General features: G+C 37.5%; 13 protein-coding genes. 6 read left to right on the top strand and 7 right to left on the bottom strand.

Annotated elements, in window-relative coordinates; genetic code table 11:
• Positions 1–104 precede the first annotated feature (104 nt).
• The 4 genes from H131_RS10105 to H131_RS10090 form a co-directional block, all read right to left on the bottom strand.
• On the bottom strand, positions 105–1,193 hold the full coding sequence (locus H131_RS10105) for a DUF418 domain-containing protein (protein WP_036131304.1): 1,089 nt from the start codon (positions 1,191–1,193) through the stop codon (positions 105–107).
• A gap of 5 nt (positions 1,194–1,198) precedes the next feature.
• Positions 1,199–1,786: a TetR/AcrR family transcriptional regulator gene (locus H131_RS10100; RefSeq protein ID WP_010859026.1), complete on the bottom strand. Its 588-nt coding sequence runs from the start codon at positions 1,784–1,786 to the stop codon at positions 1,199–1,201.
• Positions 1,787–2,018: 232 nt separating this feature from the next.
• Positions 2,019–2,693: a phosphopantothenoylcysteine decarboxylase domain-containing protein gene (locus tag H131_RS10095; protein WP_010859025.1), complete on the bottom strand. Its 675-nt coding sequence runs from the start codon at positions 2,691–2,693 to the stop codon at positions 2,019–2,021.
• 409 nt (positions 2,694–3,102) lie between these two features.
• A complete protein-coding gene (locus H131_RS10090) occupies positions 3,103–3,978 on the bottom strand; it encodes a LysR family transcriptional regulator (RefSeq protein WP_010859024.1) in 876 nt (291 codons plus the stop codon).
• Between the two features lie 134 nt (positions 3,979–4,112).
• On the opposite strand from H131_RS10090, the gene H131_RS10085 reads away from it, so the two are divergent.
• The 4 genes from H131_RS10085 to H131_RS10070 all read left to right on the top strand — a co-directional run bounded on the left by H131_RS10085 (position 4,113) and on the right by H131_RS10070 (position 9,015).
• Positions 4,113–5,009 carry a DMT family transporter gene (locus tag H131_RS10085; RefSeq protein ID WP_010859023.1) on the top strand — a complete coding sequence of 299 codons (897 nt, stop codon included), beginning with the start codon at positions 4,113–4,115 and terminating at the stop codon, positions 5,007–5,009.
• A gap of 364 nt (positions 5,010–5,373) precedes the next feature.
• Positions 5,374–6,453, top strand: a complete 1,080-nt coding sequence (locus H131_RS10080) for a GerAB/ArcD/ProY family transporter (RefSeq protein ID WP_010859022.1) — start codon at positions 5,374–5,376, stop codon at positions 6,451–6,453.
• Positions 6,440–7,879: a spore germination protein gene (locus H131_RS10075; RefSeq protein ID WP_010859021.1), complete on the top strand. Its 1,440-nt coding sequence runs from the start codon at positions 6,440–6,442 to the stop codon at positions 7,877–7,879. Before H131_RS10080 ends, H131_RS10075 begins: the two co-directional genes overlap by 14 nt.
• A 5-nt stretch (positions 7,880–7,884) precedes the next feature.
• Positions 7,885–9,015, top strand: coding sequence for a Ger(x)C family spore germination protein (locus H131_RS10070; RefSeq protein WP_010859020.1), 1,131 nt, complete (start codon positions 7,885–7,887; stop codon positions 9,013–9,015).
• Positions 9,016–9,432: 417 nt separating this feature from the next.
• On the opposite strand, the gene H131_RS10065 is transcribed toward H131_RS10070, so the two are convergent.
• Together H131_RS10065 and H131_RS10060 are read right to left on the bottom strand one after the other, a co-directional pair.
• Positions 9,433–9,957: a general stress protein gene (locus tag H131_RS10065; RefSeq protein WP_010859019.1), complete on the bottom strand. Its 525-nt coding sequence runs from the start codon at positions 9,955–9,957 to the stop codon at positions 9,433–9,435.
• Between the two features lie 135 nt (positions 9,958–10,092).
• Positions 10,093–10,533 (bottom strand): Dps family protein, encoded by a 441-nt coding sequence (locus H131_RS10060; RefSeq protein WP_010859018.1) that lies wholly within the window; start codon positions 10,531–10,533, stop codon positions 10,093–10,095.
• Between the two features lie 355 nt (positions 10,534–10,888).
• Between H131_RS10060 and pepF the strand changes: the two genes are divergently transcribed.
• A complete protein-coding gene (gene pepF / locus H131_RS10055) occupies positions 10,889–12,736 on the top strand; it encodes an oligoendopeptidase F (RefSeq protein WP_010859017.1) in 1,848 nt (615 codons plus the stop codon).
• A gap of 3 nt (positions 12,737–12,739) precedes the next feature.
• On the opposite strand, the gene H131_RS24345 is transcribed toward pepF, so the two are convergent.
• Complete coding sequence (locus H131_RS24345; RefSeq protein WP_155242394.1) at positions 12,740–12,934, bottom strand: hypothetical protein; 195 nt, start codon at positions 12,932–12,934, stop codon at positions 12,740–12,742.
• Between the two features lie 225 nt (positions 12,935–13,159).
• Between H131_RS24345 and H131_RS10050 the strand changes: the two genes are divergently transcribed.
• A complete protein-coding gene (locus H131_RS10050) occupies positions 13,160–14,143 on the top strand; it encodes an SEC-C domain-containing protein (protein WP_010859016.1) in 984 nt (327 codons plus the stop codon).
• The last annotated feature ends 190 nt before the right edge of the window (positions 14,144–14,333 follow it).

Raw genomic sequence — 14,333 nt, 5'->3', positions numbered from 1 at the left:
ACCCCTTTTTATAACAAGACGTAAACGTTTATTGGAAGGTTCTTACTGCCCTTTATCTTATGTAAGGCAGCTTATTTATTTTTGTTTAGCGAATTCTTGCTCCTCTACTTTGTTACTTTTCTCATTATTATCTCCATGGGGCCTCTATTATATTTTCGTCTCCATAGTACAGAGAATAGCATACTGCCGACGAAAAAAAGACACGAGAATAGTAGGGAAAACGCTATCGTTTGATGCTCAAGTCGGTTTAACACTATTAAAATGCCAATCCCTATAAAGACGTGGCTTACATAATGGGTCAATGTCAGTTGACCTGTATGGATAATGGCACGTATCAGTCCATTTTCAGCAAATTTTTCGGCGATATAAATGGAAACAACAATGACAATAAGTGCCGTTGCAGTATTGGAAACAATGTAAAAGACATTCGGTGGGATTGGCCCTGTTTCAAAGAGAAACCATGCGCTATCCGCATCCAGAACGGACTTAGTTGTTACATTCATCAATACTTTTGACATGACTTCTGTTACTACCGTTATAGCAAGGCCAGCAATCAGCAATTTTTTTCTTATGGTATCTTTCGTTAAATCGAAACGTCCTAAAACTAGCCCTATGAAAAAGAAACAAATCCATGGCAATACAGGGTGATAGCCGTTAAAAAACAAGTTTCTCAAAAACCCTTCTAAAGTCCAAAAATCAAGATATTCCAATAAAAACTGTTGTGGATTCCACCCTGCCATATAATTAAAGATTACTTGAAACGTTTGTGCCGTAACTAACAGCACACTTGTTAACAACAAGATTGTTTTGTTTGAGGACACGATAAAAAATGAGGCAATCAGCATGTATACACCATAATAATGTAAAATATCCCCTGACCAGCCTACAGCATACAAAACCATACCTAACACAAACAGGAAAAGCGATCTTTTCCATAGTGTTTTTCTATTTTGTTGTATAAGGGAAGGGGATTCTGTAGCTCTTGCCTTGGCTGTCATCAACGCGATTCCTATCCCAGCCAATATGACAAATATGGCAGATGCACGTCCTTGGAAGAGGCTTTGAACCCCTATCAACCAAGTAGGGCCATTCCCCTCTGCGCCCGTAATGACACCAAAATTTACAACCAACATACCAAACATCGCTAAGGCTCGAGCAAAATCAAGTCCTTCAATACGTTGACTAGCATGCACCTTCGTCATAGCGGTTGCTCTCTCAATACACTTTCTACAGCTTCTTTCCAAATGCCTTTATAATCTAATTTGCTGCCAGTTAGCATGAAATTCCCAATATTATCGATAACCATCGCCAGCATATGAGCTTTAGTTTCAAGGTTTGTATCGCTTATCGCTTCAATTTGTACAGCATAGCTAAATAAATCGTGATAGCTCTTTAAATAACCAGTTTGAATATCCAGCAGCCTCGCCATATATTTCTCATCCCGTGAAGCTAACAACACGTATTGATTAAAAATTTTATTAAAATGCACATCCGACTCTTGCTCGTCAATTGATTGGTAGCCGATTTCCAACAACTTGTGCTTGAGATTTGTTTTTGTCATATTACTATAGTCAAAAGTGTTGCCTAACGCTATCTCTTTGCATATTTCATCAAATAAATACTCGATTAATTCATCCTTGGATTTAAAGTAATAGTAGATTGCAGGTTTAGATATGCCGACCTCTGACGCAATCATGGACAAACTCGTTTTATCAAATCCTTTTTCCGAAAACATAACGTATGCTGTTTCTATAATTTTTTTACATGTTTCTTCGCGATTACGCATATTATTCCTCCAGAAAGTTTTATTTACCTACCGGTAAGTAAATAATATGGTAAATTATGTTGTAAATCAAGTACTATTTAGATTTTCCCTAAAAATCTATATGAACGCAAAAAACCTGTACAGACTCACTTTCAATCTGCACAGGTTTTTTTGAGGGCATTACCTTAGAAAAATGACAGCGCTGCTAGAGATTCTTTCACGGACGACAAAACTACACTTCGATGATATGGATTTAAATTTTTTGTAAGCATTGCATTAATGCTTTTGCAGTTTCTTCTTTGCCTATCACTTTTATTGGTTGTCCTTCGACTGGTACAATCCAGTGTGGTTCGTCTCCACCGTATAAGGACTGCGAGCTATTCGCTACCATAAACTGTGCATGTGCCGAATCCATACGTAAACGTGCACGTGCCAGTAAGAAATCTACATCATTTGTTGCTTCTAGTTTAAAGCCTACAAGGGTAACATCGGGTTGCCAGTCCTTTATTTGCCCAAGTATTTTTGGCGCTTTTTTAAAGTGGATAATTGGCGGCTCATCAGAAGGCATTTTTCCCGCTTCCTCCATTAAGTTACCTGATTGATCATACACCTTGTCAATCACCCAATCGGAACCAGCTGCTGCCATAATTACGATATCCACTTTTTGCTCTTGGACAGCATGGCGCACCTTATTCCCTAAATCTTCAATTCCTTCAAATTGTACTGTACGCATTTTATCGTGATTTGTCGGAAGTTGCGCGAAATAGCCGTGCATATACAATACATCGGCCCCAGCGGCAAGTGCTGCTTCAGCCAAATAGCACCCCATGCTTCCTTTCGACAAATTCGTATGCCCTCGTACACGATCCCATTTCTCAAGTGTTCCCCCACTTGTAATGAGTACGGTTTTCCCTTGTATTGTCCCCATACACTCACCTTTTCTTATTCGATTACGCCTCGGCGTAATGGTCCCTATCGCGATGCTTTCAGTACAACATACATCTAACACTGACGCTTCGTTGTCACAGATCAACAATTTATCCGCATATTGAATTGGGCTTAGACCTGCACAAAGGCCAATAGGATGTCGGTCATTTCGGTAAAACCATAGGATAAGACGGTTTTACCAATGCGGATAGTTAGCCAGACACCTGTCGCATCACATAGGGCAGATAAATTGTCGCATGAGCGCGACAACAGCTAATCCCCTACATGGTCTCCATTCAACAGCAGTGGCTTCCGCCAGAGGCTTTATCTTCATTCAGTAGGCGGGTTGGATGCCTATTGAATAAAGATAAATATACATGTCCTATTTTAACGTAAAAAGACAAAATAACCTATTTGTTATTTTGTTCGTTTAACCAAATGCTTAGAATTTCCGCAAATTTCTTGGTCACTGGTGAAGCATGGCGCTTCATGGCAAGGCCAATGGTACGATAGCCACCTTGCTTCAATGGAATGGCTTTTAATGAAGATGGTAAACGATTAATGACTAATCGCGGTAAAATACTAATGCCTAAATGATGCGAAATCATCGAAAATATACCGACTTCTTCCGACAATTCAAAGCGAATATTCGGCTTCACATGATACTGCTCCAAAATCACCTTGACATCATTTGTACCACGGTATGACGTCATGATAAATGGCATATCCTCAAGTTCCACAATATCAATTTCAGTTCTTTCATAGAGTGGACTTTTATCGGAGACAATACACAAAAGAGGGTCTTGTTGTAGCTCGATAAATTGATATTGCTCAGATTTTTGTCCGTTTAAAAATCCAACGTCTACCTCTCCGCTTAGTAGCCATTGTTCTATTTCATAGTAATCCCCTTCACGAAGTTCCACTTGAATACCAGGAAATTGATTGTCCATAATACGAACGATTTCCGGCATCCAGTTGGAAGAGATACTTGATATCACACCTATACGCACTTTCCCACGCGTAACACCGAGAATATGCGCTGCTTCCTGCTGTAATAATTCTTCTGCGTCCAGTACATGGCGCATAGCACGCAACATGGATTGTCCCTCACTCGTTAAGGTCAAACCTGCGCGACTTCGGTGAATCAGTGCAAAGCCAAATTCCTTCTCTAGGCTAGATATAGCGTGGCTTACGGCTGATTGGGTTAAGCCTAGTGCATCAGCTGCCTTTGTAAAGCTTTCATGTTCTGCTACTTTATTTAAAATCTCATATTTAACTAAACTCATTTGCATTTCCCTCGACATACATGAATTATTTTAATATTAATCATTATAAACATTCGTTTTACTAATCACAACACAAGATATATAGTAAATTTTAGTATAAAACTGTTTTAGTACACAGATTGTAGGTGAGCATAATGAGTAATCAAGGAAAAGCAAATTTATTGATGATAATCGTTACAATGTTTTGGGGATTGTCTTATACGTTTATGGTAATGGGACTTGAAACATTGGCTGTTTATAATGTGGTGGCATTACGCTGTATCATCGCATTTTTAGCAGCAGGAATTATCTTTTATAAACGCATAATAAAGGTCGATTTCAAAACATTAAAATACGCAGCTATCCAAGGCTTTATCTTACTCCTTGTGTTCGCACTTAGTTTATTTGGATTACAAACGACTTCCGTATCAAACGCTGGATTTATTTTAAGCTTAACAGTTGTCTTAGTACCTATTATCAGTAGCTTTATCGACAAAAAATTGCCATCTAGAGCTGTTAGTTTTGCGATTGTTTGTACGATGATTGGCATCACAGTTTTAACTGCCCAAGGTTCGTTTTCATTCCAAAAAGGTGATATTTTAGTGGCGATTGCAGCGTTAGGTTATTCTATTTATTTACTTTTAAACAGCAAGTTTACACGTAGCGTAGAATCGATTTCATACGGAATCTACCAGCTTGGATTTGCGGGTTTATATGCGCTCGTTTTAACACTACTATTGGAAGCGCCAACACTGCCAAAAACAGCTGCTTCATGGATGGCCATTATCGGGCTCGGTATCATCTGTAGTGCCTTCTGTTTCGTAGGTCAAACTGTTGCACAACAGTACACTTCTGCTACACATACAGGTCTCATTTTCTCCTTAGAGCCAATCTTTGCTGCCATGTTTGCAATGATGTTCTTAAGCGAGGGATTGACAGTCAAACTACTGATTGGTGGTAGCTTTATTTTAATCGGTAATTTTGTCGCACAATTTGAACATATGCACCTTTCACGCTTTCTTAAAAAGCAAGCCCAGGAAAAAGTTATATGAAACCGTATCAGACTAGCGACGGAATCGGAGTTACAACCGGCGAACTTCCCTATTCAAGCAGCGATACAGTAAAAACATACACAGCTCGAATAAAAAACCAGAGTGATGACAGCCATCACTCTGGTTTTTCGTATATCCCGTAGATACTTGTTTATACACACTTTAAGGAAATGGCTTTCTCAAAACATTGTTTTAACAACATTTATTTATACAAACCTCCTTAGCCCTTTGATTGAAATTTACATAGAAGGTAATACTATAAAATGAAACTGGTAGTTGAACCATTCGGGCTTTTACGGTCAGTTGAGGTGGGCGGGCTTACTGACCGTTAATGCGGGACACAGAAATAAGGGGGCTTTTATTGATGATGAACAAAACTATTCAACCATTACATATATATTGCCTATTATTTTTATCCGGTAGTTTCTTGGTACAATTTATGCTAATTCCTACGATATTTTCGGAAGCTGAACGTGAATCTTGGATCAGTGCTCTAATAAGTTTACTGCCTTTCTTTCTGTTGGCCCTCGTTATTTCAAGAATTGCCTCTTCCTTAAATAAAAGGTCTTTACCTCAATTTATATCGGTTCATTACAATAAACCGCTCTACGTAATCGTCATTGCTTCATATGCCGTCTATATCCTTTTATCAACTTTCATAACACTTAAATTTACAATGATTTGGGTTGATGAGAATTTTGCATTTGAGTATCCCTATCTCATCAATGTACTGTTGTTTATTGTCTTGTGCTTCTATGGATCTTTGAAAGGAATAAAAACTATTGCAATTCAATCACTAATTATCGGTACACTTTACATTTTGTTATTTGCACTACTTAATATAGGCAACTCCGTTAACAATGAATACCAGCTCCTGTACCCAATAAATACAGGTAATATTTCTTCAACCCTATTCGGTGTTATATATATGTGTATTGGCATTTTAGAAATCGGCTTTATGTTATTTGTATTAATAGCGCATTCACAAGAAAAACTAAAATTTAAAGGGATTATCGTCATATCGATTGTCTTGCTTTTATTAGCCTTTATTACAATGACCTCTACTATTGCTGAATTTGGGATTTTTATAGCAAAAAAAATGACTTTCCCAGTGAACGAACAATGGAAAGTTTTGTCATTCGGTAAATATCTAACGAGGTTGGATTCATTATCCGTATTTCACATATTGTCGATCTCATTTATTCGAGTCAGTTTGTTTATGTATATATTATCTTCATTTATGAAAAAAAATCGAAATCGTTTACTCTCCATTTTATATCTTTGCTTAACATTAGGATTACTAATTCCTTGGTCCGTCTCTAGTTTTATTTTTTTTGTAAATAGGGTCTATCTTCCCTCAATATTCGTATTTTTATTCATTTTTATTATTGTTACCTATATATTATTGAGCCTGAAAAGGGGGAAACAATTTGAACAAACATAGGAATAGGGAGCGTTTGCAGCAAGCTTTAAGTAAGCAAACGGATATAAGAATCAGCCATAAGCATTATTGGTTTCATGATGAAAACCAAGAAATCATTTTTTTTTACTGTCCAAGTTTAATTGATAGCGACCTTTATTTTAATACGTTATTACCGAGTGTTAGACGACTTGCTGAACAAGGACATATGAATGATATAAAAATAATAAATCGCTATTTAGAGGTTGAAGAGTTACATGATTATTTGCAAAAACTTGAGGACATAAACAGTGGCATTTTTTCTGGATTCATCTATATCTATCACTGCCAATCAGATACGGTATATTCAATCAAATTAGCGAAACTTCCTGAACGTGCAATTGATGAATCCAATATGGAAGTTTCACTAAGGGGACCTCGTGATGGCTTTGTAGAAAATATAGATACGAACCTTTCATTGCTACGAATGAGATTAAAAAGTAATCATTTATGCAGTAAGAGCTATTTAATTGGGACTACTAGTAAGACAAGGGTTTTACTTCTTTATCTAGATAATCTTATAAAACCGGATATTTTAGAAAATGTACAAAACAAGTTAGATGTGATCGATGTAGATGTGATTGCCAGTAGCTATCATATAGAGGAATTACTTTATGATAAAACATCGGCACTATTCCCACTGATCGATTATACCGGAAGACCCGATTTTGTCGTCAATTCACTGAATCAAGGCCGTTTCGCCATACTGGTTGATGGCAGCCCAAGTTGTCTTATTGGGCCGGTTAATTTATTACTTCTTTTAAAGGCGCCTGAAGATGATCAAACCAGTTTCATTTACGGAAGCTTCTCCCGCATTTTAAGAATACTTTCTTTATTTACCAGTATCTTTTTACCAGGGTTTTGGATTGCCTTGACTGTTCATCAGCTGAACCAACTCCCCTTCCCATTATTAGCATCGATATCTACATCTAAAATTGGTTTACCTGTGTCCTCTTCTATCGAAATTTTTATCATGCTAATCTTTTTCGACCTTTTTAGAGAGGCAGGGGTACGCTTACCTAAAACGGTTGGTCAAACTGTCGCTGTTTTAGGAGGATTAATCGTTGGGGATGCTGCAATAAGAGCTGGTTTTACTTCCCCGTCAACATTAGTAGTAGGCGCACTTACTGTCATTTCTAGTTATACATTAATTAATCAAAATATATTGGGAAATGTGTTTTTATTGAGAATTGTCACGTTAATCATATCTTCTTTTTTTGGGATGTATGGCTTTTTTGTCTGTGTATTATTTTTACTAACATATATTTCCTCATTGGAAAGCTTTGGACGCCCTTATCTTTCCACACTGTATAAAGTTAATTTTCCAGATATGATGAAAGGTTTCTTGAAAATGCCGTTCAAATTTAAGTCGAAAGACCGTATGTATAATGCTCACCGAGAAAAGGAGTGAATTTAATGGCTCGTTATAAAGTGATACTGCAAGTAATCATTTTATGTCATTTATCATGGCTATTAATAGGCTGCTCAGGAATAAAAGAAATTCAAAGTGAAATTTATGTTACGGCTTTAGGTATTGATTTTTCTGACAATAAATATCATTTATATTTTCAAGCAGTTGGTTTTAATAATATCACTGGTTCGGAACCAGACATCGGGAAAGAACCTGCTCCAATTGTTATTGGGCATGGAGAAGGTGACACAATCCAAGAGGCGATCGATGATATTGAAAAGCATTCAGTTAACCCCCTCTATTATGGGCATATACAAGCTATATTTATTTCCAAAAACATGTTAGATGGACAACTGGATGATTTTTTAGATTATTTTAGTAGAGACTATTATTTGCGTTACAATACGTTAATTTATGCGTATGAACGTAATATTAAGGAAATAATGAACGTACGAGGGTTATTTTATAAACCGCCAAACTTAACATTTACTTATGATCCAAAAGAACAATTGTTTTTTAATACATTTTTTCCGACAGTCACCGTACAAAACATCATAAAAAGATTTTATGAGCCAATTGGTTCGTTAATGATTCCCTCAATAGATGTAACAGATGATTATTGGGATGAAGATAACGACGCAAAAAAAATATTAACCATTGGTGGCGCATATTTTCTTTCAAATAAAAAATTAACAGGGTGGCTACAAGAGGAGGAGCTTTCAGGACTAGATTGGTTTAATAAAGAATTTAAAAACATGAAGCTGGCCATTAAAGATAAATCTGTTTCGATGTCTATCGATAATATAAAGCATACAATTAAAATAGTAGATGGGAAAGCGCCGAAATATGATGTCGAGTTAGATGTTAAAGCATCCATTACAGAAAATCCAAAAAATCTTGATAGAAAACAAATTGCGCAAGAAACCGAGGCCATCATATCATCTCAAATCCAACAAACATTTAATAAAGGACTAGAAATTAATGCCGATGTTTTCAATCTTTCAGAAAAAGCTTATCGATTCAAATCCAATACATGGACGAAAGAGGAAATAAAAGACCTAACGAATACTTCTATTCATCAAATCACCGTCAACGTTTTTGTGAAAGATGGGGGAGCTGTAAAAATTAAGAAATAGTCTATTTGTGTGGTATTGAGTGATTAATAAGCGTTTCGAAAACAATGAGGTCATTGTATGACAAAAGGTAATCAAGAAGGTTCATTCTCGATGTCTTTTGTCATTTTTTCTTTCTTTTTTAGTCCATCGCATACCACGCTTTTGCATCAGAAAAGTACGGGGCTGTTTAAGCTTCGATTCACAATGCTACAGAATATCCTGTAAAGTAGTGAAAAGCCTTAAATCCGATTCACACGGTCAACCAGCCTAACCCTTCCATTGCATTAGACACAAGGGCAATCCATCTTTTCATCGCACTTCTTCCCTTTTCACATTATAAAAGCCTTCCACAGATGAATATGGAAGGCAAAATCCGGTCTTAACCTAAGTTTCTAAGTAATCGGTGAGAGGTAAATCCCCACCGATTACTGTTTTATTTTATAGATATCTTCTTATTTGTTCGGCGTCATTCATGCGTTCCTCAGCTTTTAAGCGTTCTTCACGTTGCTCGGATGTCTCCACATTGCCAACTGTATCATTAAATGGTCCTGGCGCTGTTACGTGTGGATCCAGCGGGTCATGACGATAGCGATTTTCTTCATCATCAGATGCCGTTATCAGTGGCTCACTTGTATCATCACGTTCAGCAAATAAGACAATGGCTCCTTGTTCGACAAGCTGCGAATAATACGCTGTTTGTCCTTCTGATAAATCAAAACGTTTTAACCCTTCTGTCACAGCAGACTCACCAGTAAACCATGATTTAAACTGGTCTACCCAATTCCCTGCTGCATGCGTTGTAACATCCGGATCCCATTTGACATCCTCTAATTGCCTTTGATTCTTTGCAATAATATGAATATCTTCTGTATGATATCCAGCTAATCGCATACTTTCTAAAATGTGCAGCATTTCGTCTTTTGTATGTGCCACCTCAATTTGTGGGTTTTGTTCATTCATCATGTTCAATTCCTCCTATTTTGTATGGCTTACTATGTTTTTACCCAGCTCGTGGGATAAGAAACGCCTTTTACATCTTTTTCATCATACTGTAATATTTGTAATATTTCATTTCACTTTGTCCTATTAGTTCATGATTTAGTTGCCAAGAAATGCTTTTAACATCCATGTATGTTTTTCAAGCGATTGATACATTGCATTGAGTAAATCCTCTGTACGGTCGTCCCCATCTTCTGCTGCTAGCGCCATTGTTGAATTTAATGCTTTCATTAACTTTTGGAAATCAGAGATCGTTGTTTCCACCATTTCCTCAGTCGTTTCCTTCCCTGTGGCTTCCTCTATATAAGATAGCTCCAGATGTTCCTTTAATGTAGCAACGGGCTTACCATCTTTCGACAAAATACGCTCTGCAATTTCATCTAAATTTAACGTGGTTTCATTATATAATTCTTCAAATTTTGCATGGAGTGTAAAGAAGGCGTTGCCCGTTACATACCAATGGTAGTTATGCAACTTTGTATAAAGTACCGAGTATGTTGCTACAAGCTTATTCAATTGCTTATTTAAGTTTTGTGTCATATTTTCTCCTCCAATTATCATAGTTCTAGCCTTTAGTATGCGTTGCATTGTGCATTGGCTATACACTCATTTTTCCCTACTATCATAATTTAAAACATAAACAATGATGTACATTGGCAAATCATTATTTTTGTGCTTAAACCATAACAAAAAGAGAACCTCGTAAAATGGTAGTTACTACACGAACATAGTACGAAGCTCTCTTTTTTCACATGACTTCAAAGGGATGTATTCATGACCCCAATGAGTTTTGTTCATCAACTAGCAAAATATTAAAACTATTCGCTCTAATTATTTCACTTTCCGAAATAGTTTCGTTATAATGAAATCACTTACAATAAAGGGGTGTTCACACATGGAGGTTTTACCATTACGCAAAGATGTTCCACTAGAAGAAACTTGGAATTTACAAGATTTACTTGAGAATGACACAGATTTTGAACCTACTTTAGCGCAATTAGTGGAGGAAGCGGTAAATTTTGAACGTACGTATCAAGGCACCATTACAGATGCACAAAAAGTGATTGATGTTCTAACAGCTTTTGAAACATTGCAAGTAAAATTCGTCCCGATTGGCGCTTACGCTAGTTTAAACATTCAGGCTGATCGCACGGATGATGCGGCGCAAATGCGTGCTGCGAAATTCAGTACAGCTGTCGGAAAAATTAGTAGTGCGCTATCATTTGTGCGTAGTGAATTATTAGCATTAGATGAAACCATTTTAGAGGAAGCTGCTGCGTTGAGCCCACTTTATAAGCATTATTTAAAAGAATTATTAAAAAAGAAGCCTCACCAATTGCACCCTGAAGTGGAAAAGGCACTTGCGGCACTTAGCTCCACTTTTGATGCTCCCTATGAAATCTATAACACAACAAAGCTTGTCGATATGAATTTCGGTGATTTCGAGGTAAATGGAACAAAACACCCTCTCAGCTTTGTATTATTTGAAAATGATTGGGAGCTTGAAGTAAATACAAATGTGCGTCGGGCAGCATTTGATGCATTTTCTAGCAAGCTACGTGATTATCAGCATACAACAGCGCAAGTATATAACACACATATTCAACAAGAAAAAACAATAGCTAATTTACGAGGTTTTGACTCTGTGATTGACTATCTATTATTTGATCAAGAAGTAGATCGTTCACTCTATAATCGCCAAATTGACCTTATCACACAAGAGCTTGCACCGCATATGCGTCGTTATGCGAAGCTGATTCAGCAAGCAAATGATTTAGAAAAAATGACATTTGCTGATTTAAAAATCGCGCTCGATGCAAGCTATGATCCAAAGTTAACAATGGCTGAGGCGAAAGATTATGTCGAAAAATCCCTGGCAGTCATGGGTGAGGATTATCAAAATATGCTTGAACGAGCATTTAACGAGCGTTGGATTGACTTTGCGCCAAACAAAGGCAAATCAACTGGCGCGTTCTGCTCCAGTCCATACGGCAGTCATCCATACATTCTCATATCATGGAATGCGCGCATGAATGAGGTGTTTACCCTCACACATGAGCTTGGCCATGCAGGACATTTTGTGAATGCACATGGACATCAATCGTATTTCAATAGTCGCCCTTCTCTTTACTTTATCGAGGCGCCATCCACAATGAATGAAATGCTATTGGCAAATTATTTATTAACACATAATGATGACCTTCGTTTCAAACGTTGGGTCATTTCAAATATCGTATCAAAAACGTATTATCATAACTTCGTAACACATTTACTAGAAGCTGCTTATCAGCGCAAGGTCTATGAATTAGTGGACGCTGGCGAATCTGTCAATGCGACTGTTTTAAATAAATTAAAACGCACGGTCCTTGAAGATTTCTGGGGCGATACAGTAGACATTTCTGAAGGTGCAGAGCTAACTTGGATGCGTCAGCCTCACTACTACATGGGCTTATACCCATATACTTATAGCGCAGGTTTAACAATTTCAACACAAGTATCGCAGCGTATTTTAAAAGAAGGCAGCCCCGCTGTCGATGAGTGGTTACAGGTTCTCCAAGCTGGTGGTACAAAATCACCTGTAGAGCTAGCGCAAATGGCAGGTGTTGATGTGACAACAGATCAACCGCTTCGAGAAACGATTGCCTATATCGGGCATCTGATCGATGAACTTGAACGACTAACAAAGGAAATTGAAGCTTCAAGTGAAACTTTAATCGGTGGAGGTTTTCTTCGTCCCCAATGATTGTTAGTTAAACAATCGGGCTTTTAGTGAAACTTCTAACCGTGGGGATGGTATCTTCTCCAGCGTGACATGCAGCCTACTGTTGTAGGCTGCTTTTTTATTTCTATCCGTCACTTTACCTGTTCTTTCCGTCACTCTACCTGTTCTTTCCGTCACTCTACCTGTTCTTTCCGTCACTCTACCTGTTCTATCCGTCACTCTGCCCGTTGAATCAATTAGCGTTAATGCGTAGATGGTTTTCTTTTTTTAGTTCTAAGCGAGAATATACGTACATATACTAGAATCAGGGCGTCCCTCTACACTTTTTCGATATTTCAAAATAGATAATTATTTTCATTCGTACAAAAGTACCGTTATTATTAAGTGTACGCAATTTATTTAGCAAAATTCGACTAACAATTTTCAAAGGAAGTGTTTCTAATTATGGTAAAACGTAATGATCCATGCCCATGCGGTAGCGGCAAAAAATATAAAAAATGCTGTGAAGGTAAACAGCAAGTAACAGTAGAAACTGTAGCAATTGAAGAATTAGAGCGTGTACTACAAACATTCTATTTAGAGTACCCAGAACGCAAAGATGTCCGTGCCTATATCGAGCACGTGGGCACATGGCAGCCTAAATTAGAGAGCGTACTACAGCGTGAGCTTATTGAGGCTATCGCGTTGGACGACTTCTTCTTCCATCAAGAGCCATCTATCTGGAAAAGTTATTTAAAGAAAACGAAGAAAAAGACGGTTCGACCTTCTACTTTAAAAGTATTAGAAGGTTGGTCACAACCTACACTATTTATTGGTACCGTGTCAGTTGTAGAGGAGAATTATTTTAAAGCTTCACATGTGTTGTCAGAGCAAGAAATCTTTATCCGTCGCGAAAACGACAAGCCAATTCCTGAGGGCATGCATGTATTTGCATTCATCCTACCCGATGGCACGAAAAAAGAAACACATTACTTAGCTGTTTCAACACTTATTTTCTTCCCTCTAGACCATGAAAAGGTATTTGTACAATTGAAGAAAAATTTCGAGGCTTCTGGGAAAAAAGTGGAGGCTTTCTTAAAAGAGGATCATTTATCATTCTGGGAGCTGCTTGTGTCTAACGGCTACAAAGGCGAAGAATTTACTAGCTTTGAAAACGGTGTCCTTGCACAAGTTAAAGATTTCCTTGAGAAAAATGAACGCGATACAGAACCGATGTTAGAGCTATTAGAAGATTATTTAATTGAAGGACAACCTTCTGCACGTAAAGAAGCGGCTATCGCTGCGGGGGCGATTCGTTATGGTCAAGAAAAAGAGCTTTTCGAATCGTTATCAATGACGGTGAAAGAAATTGCTGCAACATTTGATATTTCAGCAACTTCTTTGACAAAGTACTATCAAGACCTAAGTAATTACGTAGCGACTAAATAAAATAGATTTATTTGCGCGCCGCACGTTCAGGTTCCGACCTTGAACGTGCGGCTTTATTATGGTATCCCTATCAACGACCATCATTGAAACAACCTTGTGGATGTTGCACTTCACTATGCATACAATAAAAAAAGCTACTATTGCCATCTGCATAGCAGATAACAAAGTAACTTTTTCTATGGTAACCAAC

This window comes from Lysinibacillus sphaericus OT4b.31, from assembly GCF_000392615.1.
GTDB classification, from domain to species: domain Bacteria; phylum Bacillota; class Bacilli; order Bacillales_A; family Planococcaceae; genus Lysinibacillus; species Lysinibacillus sphaericus_B.
The sequence above is the reverse complement of the archived record's forward strand: the minus strand, read 5'-3'. Positions and strand labels throughout refer to the sequence as shown.

What these genes read in the sequence shown, in the direction of transcription:
- pepF (WP_010859017.1), top strand. Translation starts at nt 10,889, where the DNA reads ATGGAGGTTTTACCATTACGCAAAGATGTTCCACTAGAAGAAACTTGG.
- H131_RS10065 (WP_010859019.1), bottom strand. Translation starts at nt 9,957, where the DNA reads ATGATGAATGAACAAAACCCACAAATTGAGGTGGCACATACAAAAGAC.
- H131_RS10060 (WP_010859018.1), bottom strand. Translation starts at nt 10,533, where the DNA reads ATGACACAAAACTTAAATAAGCAATTGAATAAGCTTGTAGCAACATAC.
- H131_RS10070 (WP_010859020.1), top strand. Translation starts at nt 7,885, where the DNA reads ATGGCTCGTTATAAAGTGATACTGCAAGTAATCATTTTATGTCATTTA.
- H131_RS10050 (WP_010859016.1), top strand. Translation starts at nt 13,160, where the DNA reads ATGGTAAAACGTAATGATCCATGCCCATGCGGTAGCGGCAAAAAATAT.
- H131_RS10085 (WP_010859023.1), top strand. Translation starts at nt 4,113, where the DNA reads ATGAGTAATCAAGGAAAAGCAAATTTATTGATGATAATCGTTACAATG.
- H131_RS10095 (WP_010859025.1), bottom strand. Translation starts at nt 2,693, where the DNA reads ATGGGGACAATACAAGGGAAAACCGTACTCATTACAAGTGGGGGAACA.
- H131_RS10080 (WP_010859022.1), top strand. Translation starts at nt 5,374, where the DNA reads ATGATGAACAAAACTATTCAACCATTACATATATATTGCCTATTATTT.
- H131_RS10090 (WP_010859024.1), bottom strand. Translation starts at nt 3,978, where the DNA reads ATGAGTTTAGTTAAATATGAGATTTTAAATAAAGTAGCAGAACATGAA.
- H131_RS10100 (WP_010859026.1), bottom strand. Translation starts at nt 1,786, where the DNA reads ATGCGTAATCGCGAAGAAACATGTAAAAAAATTATAGAAACAGCATAC.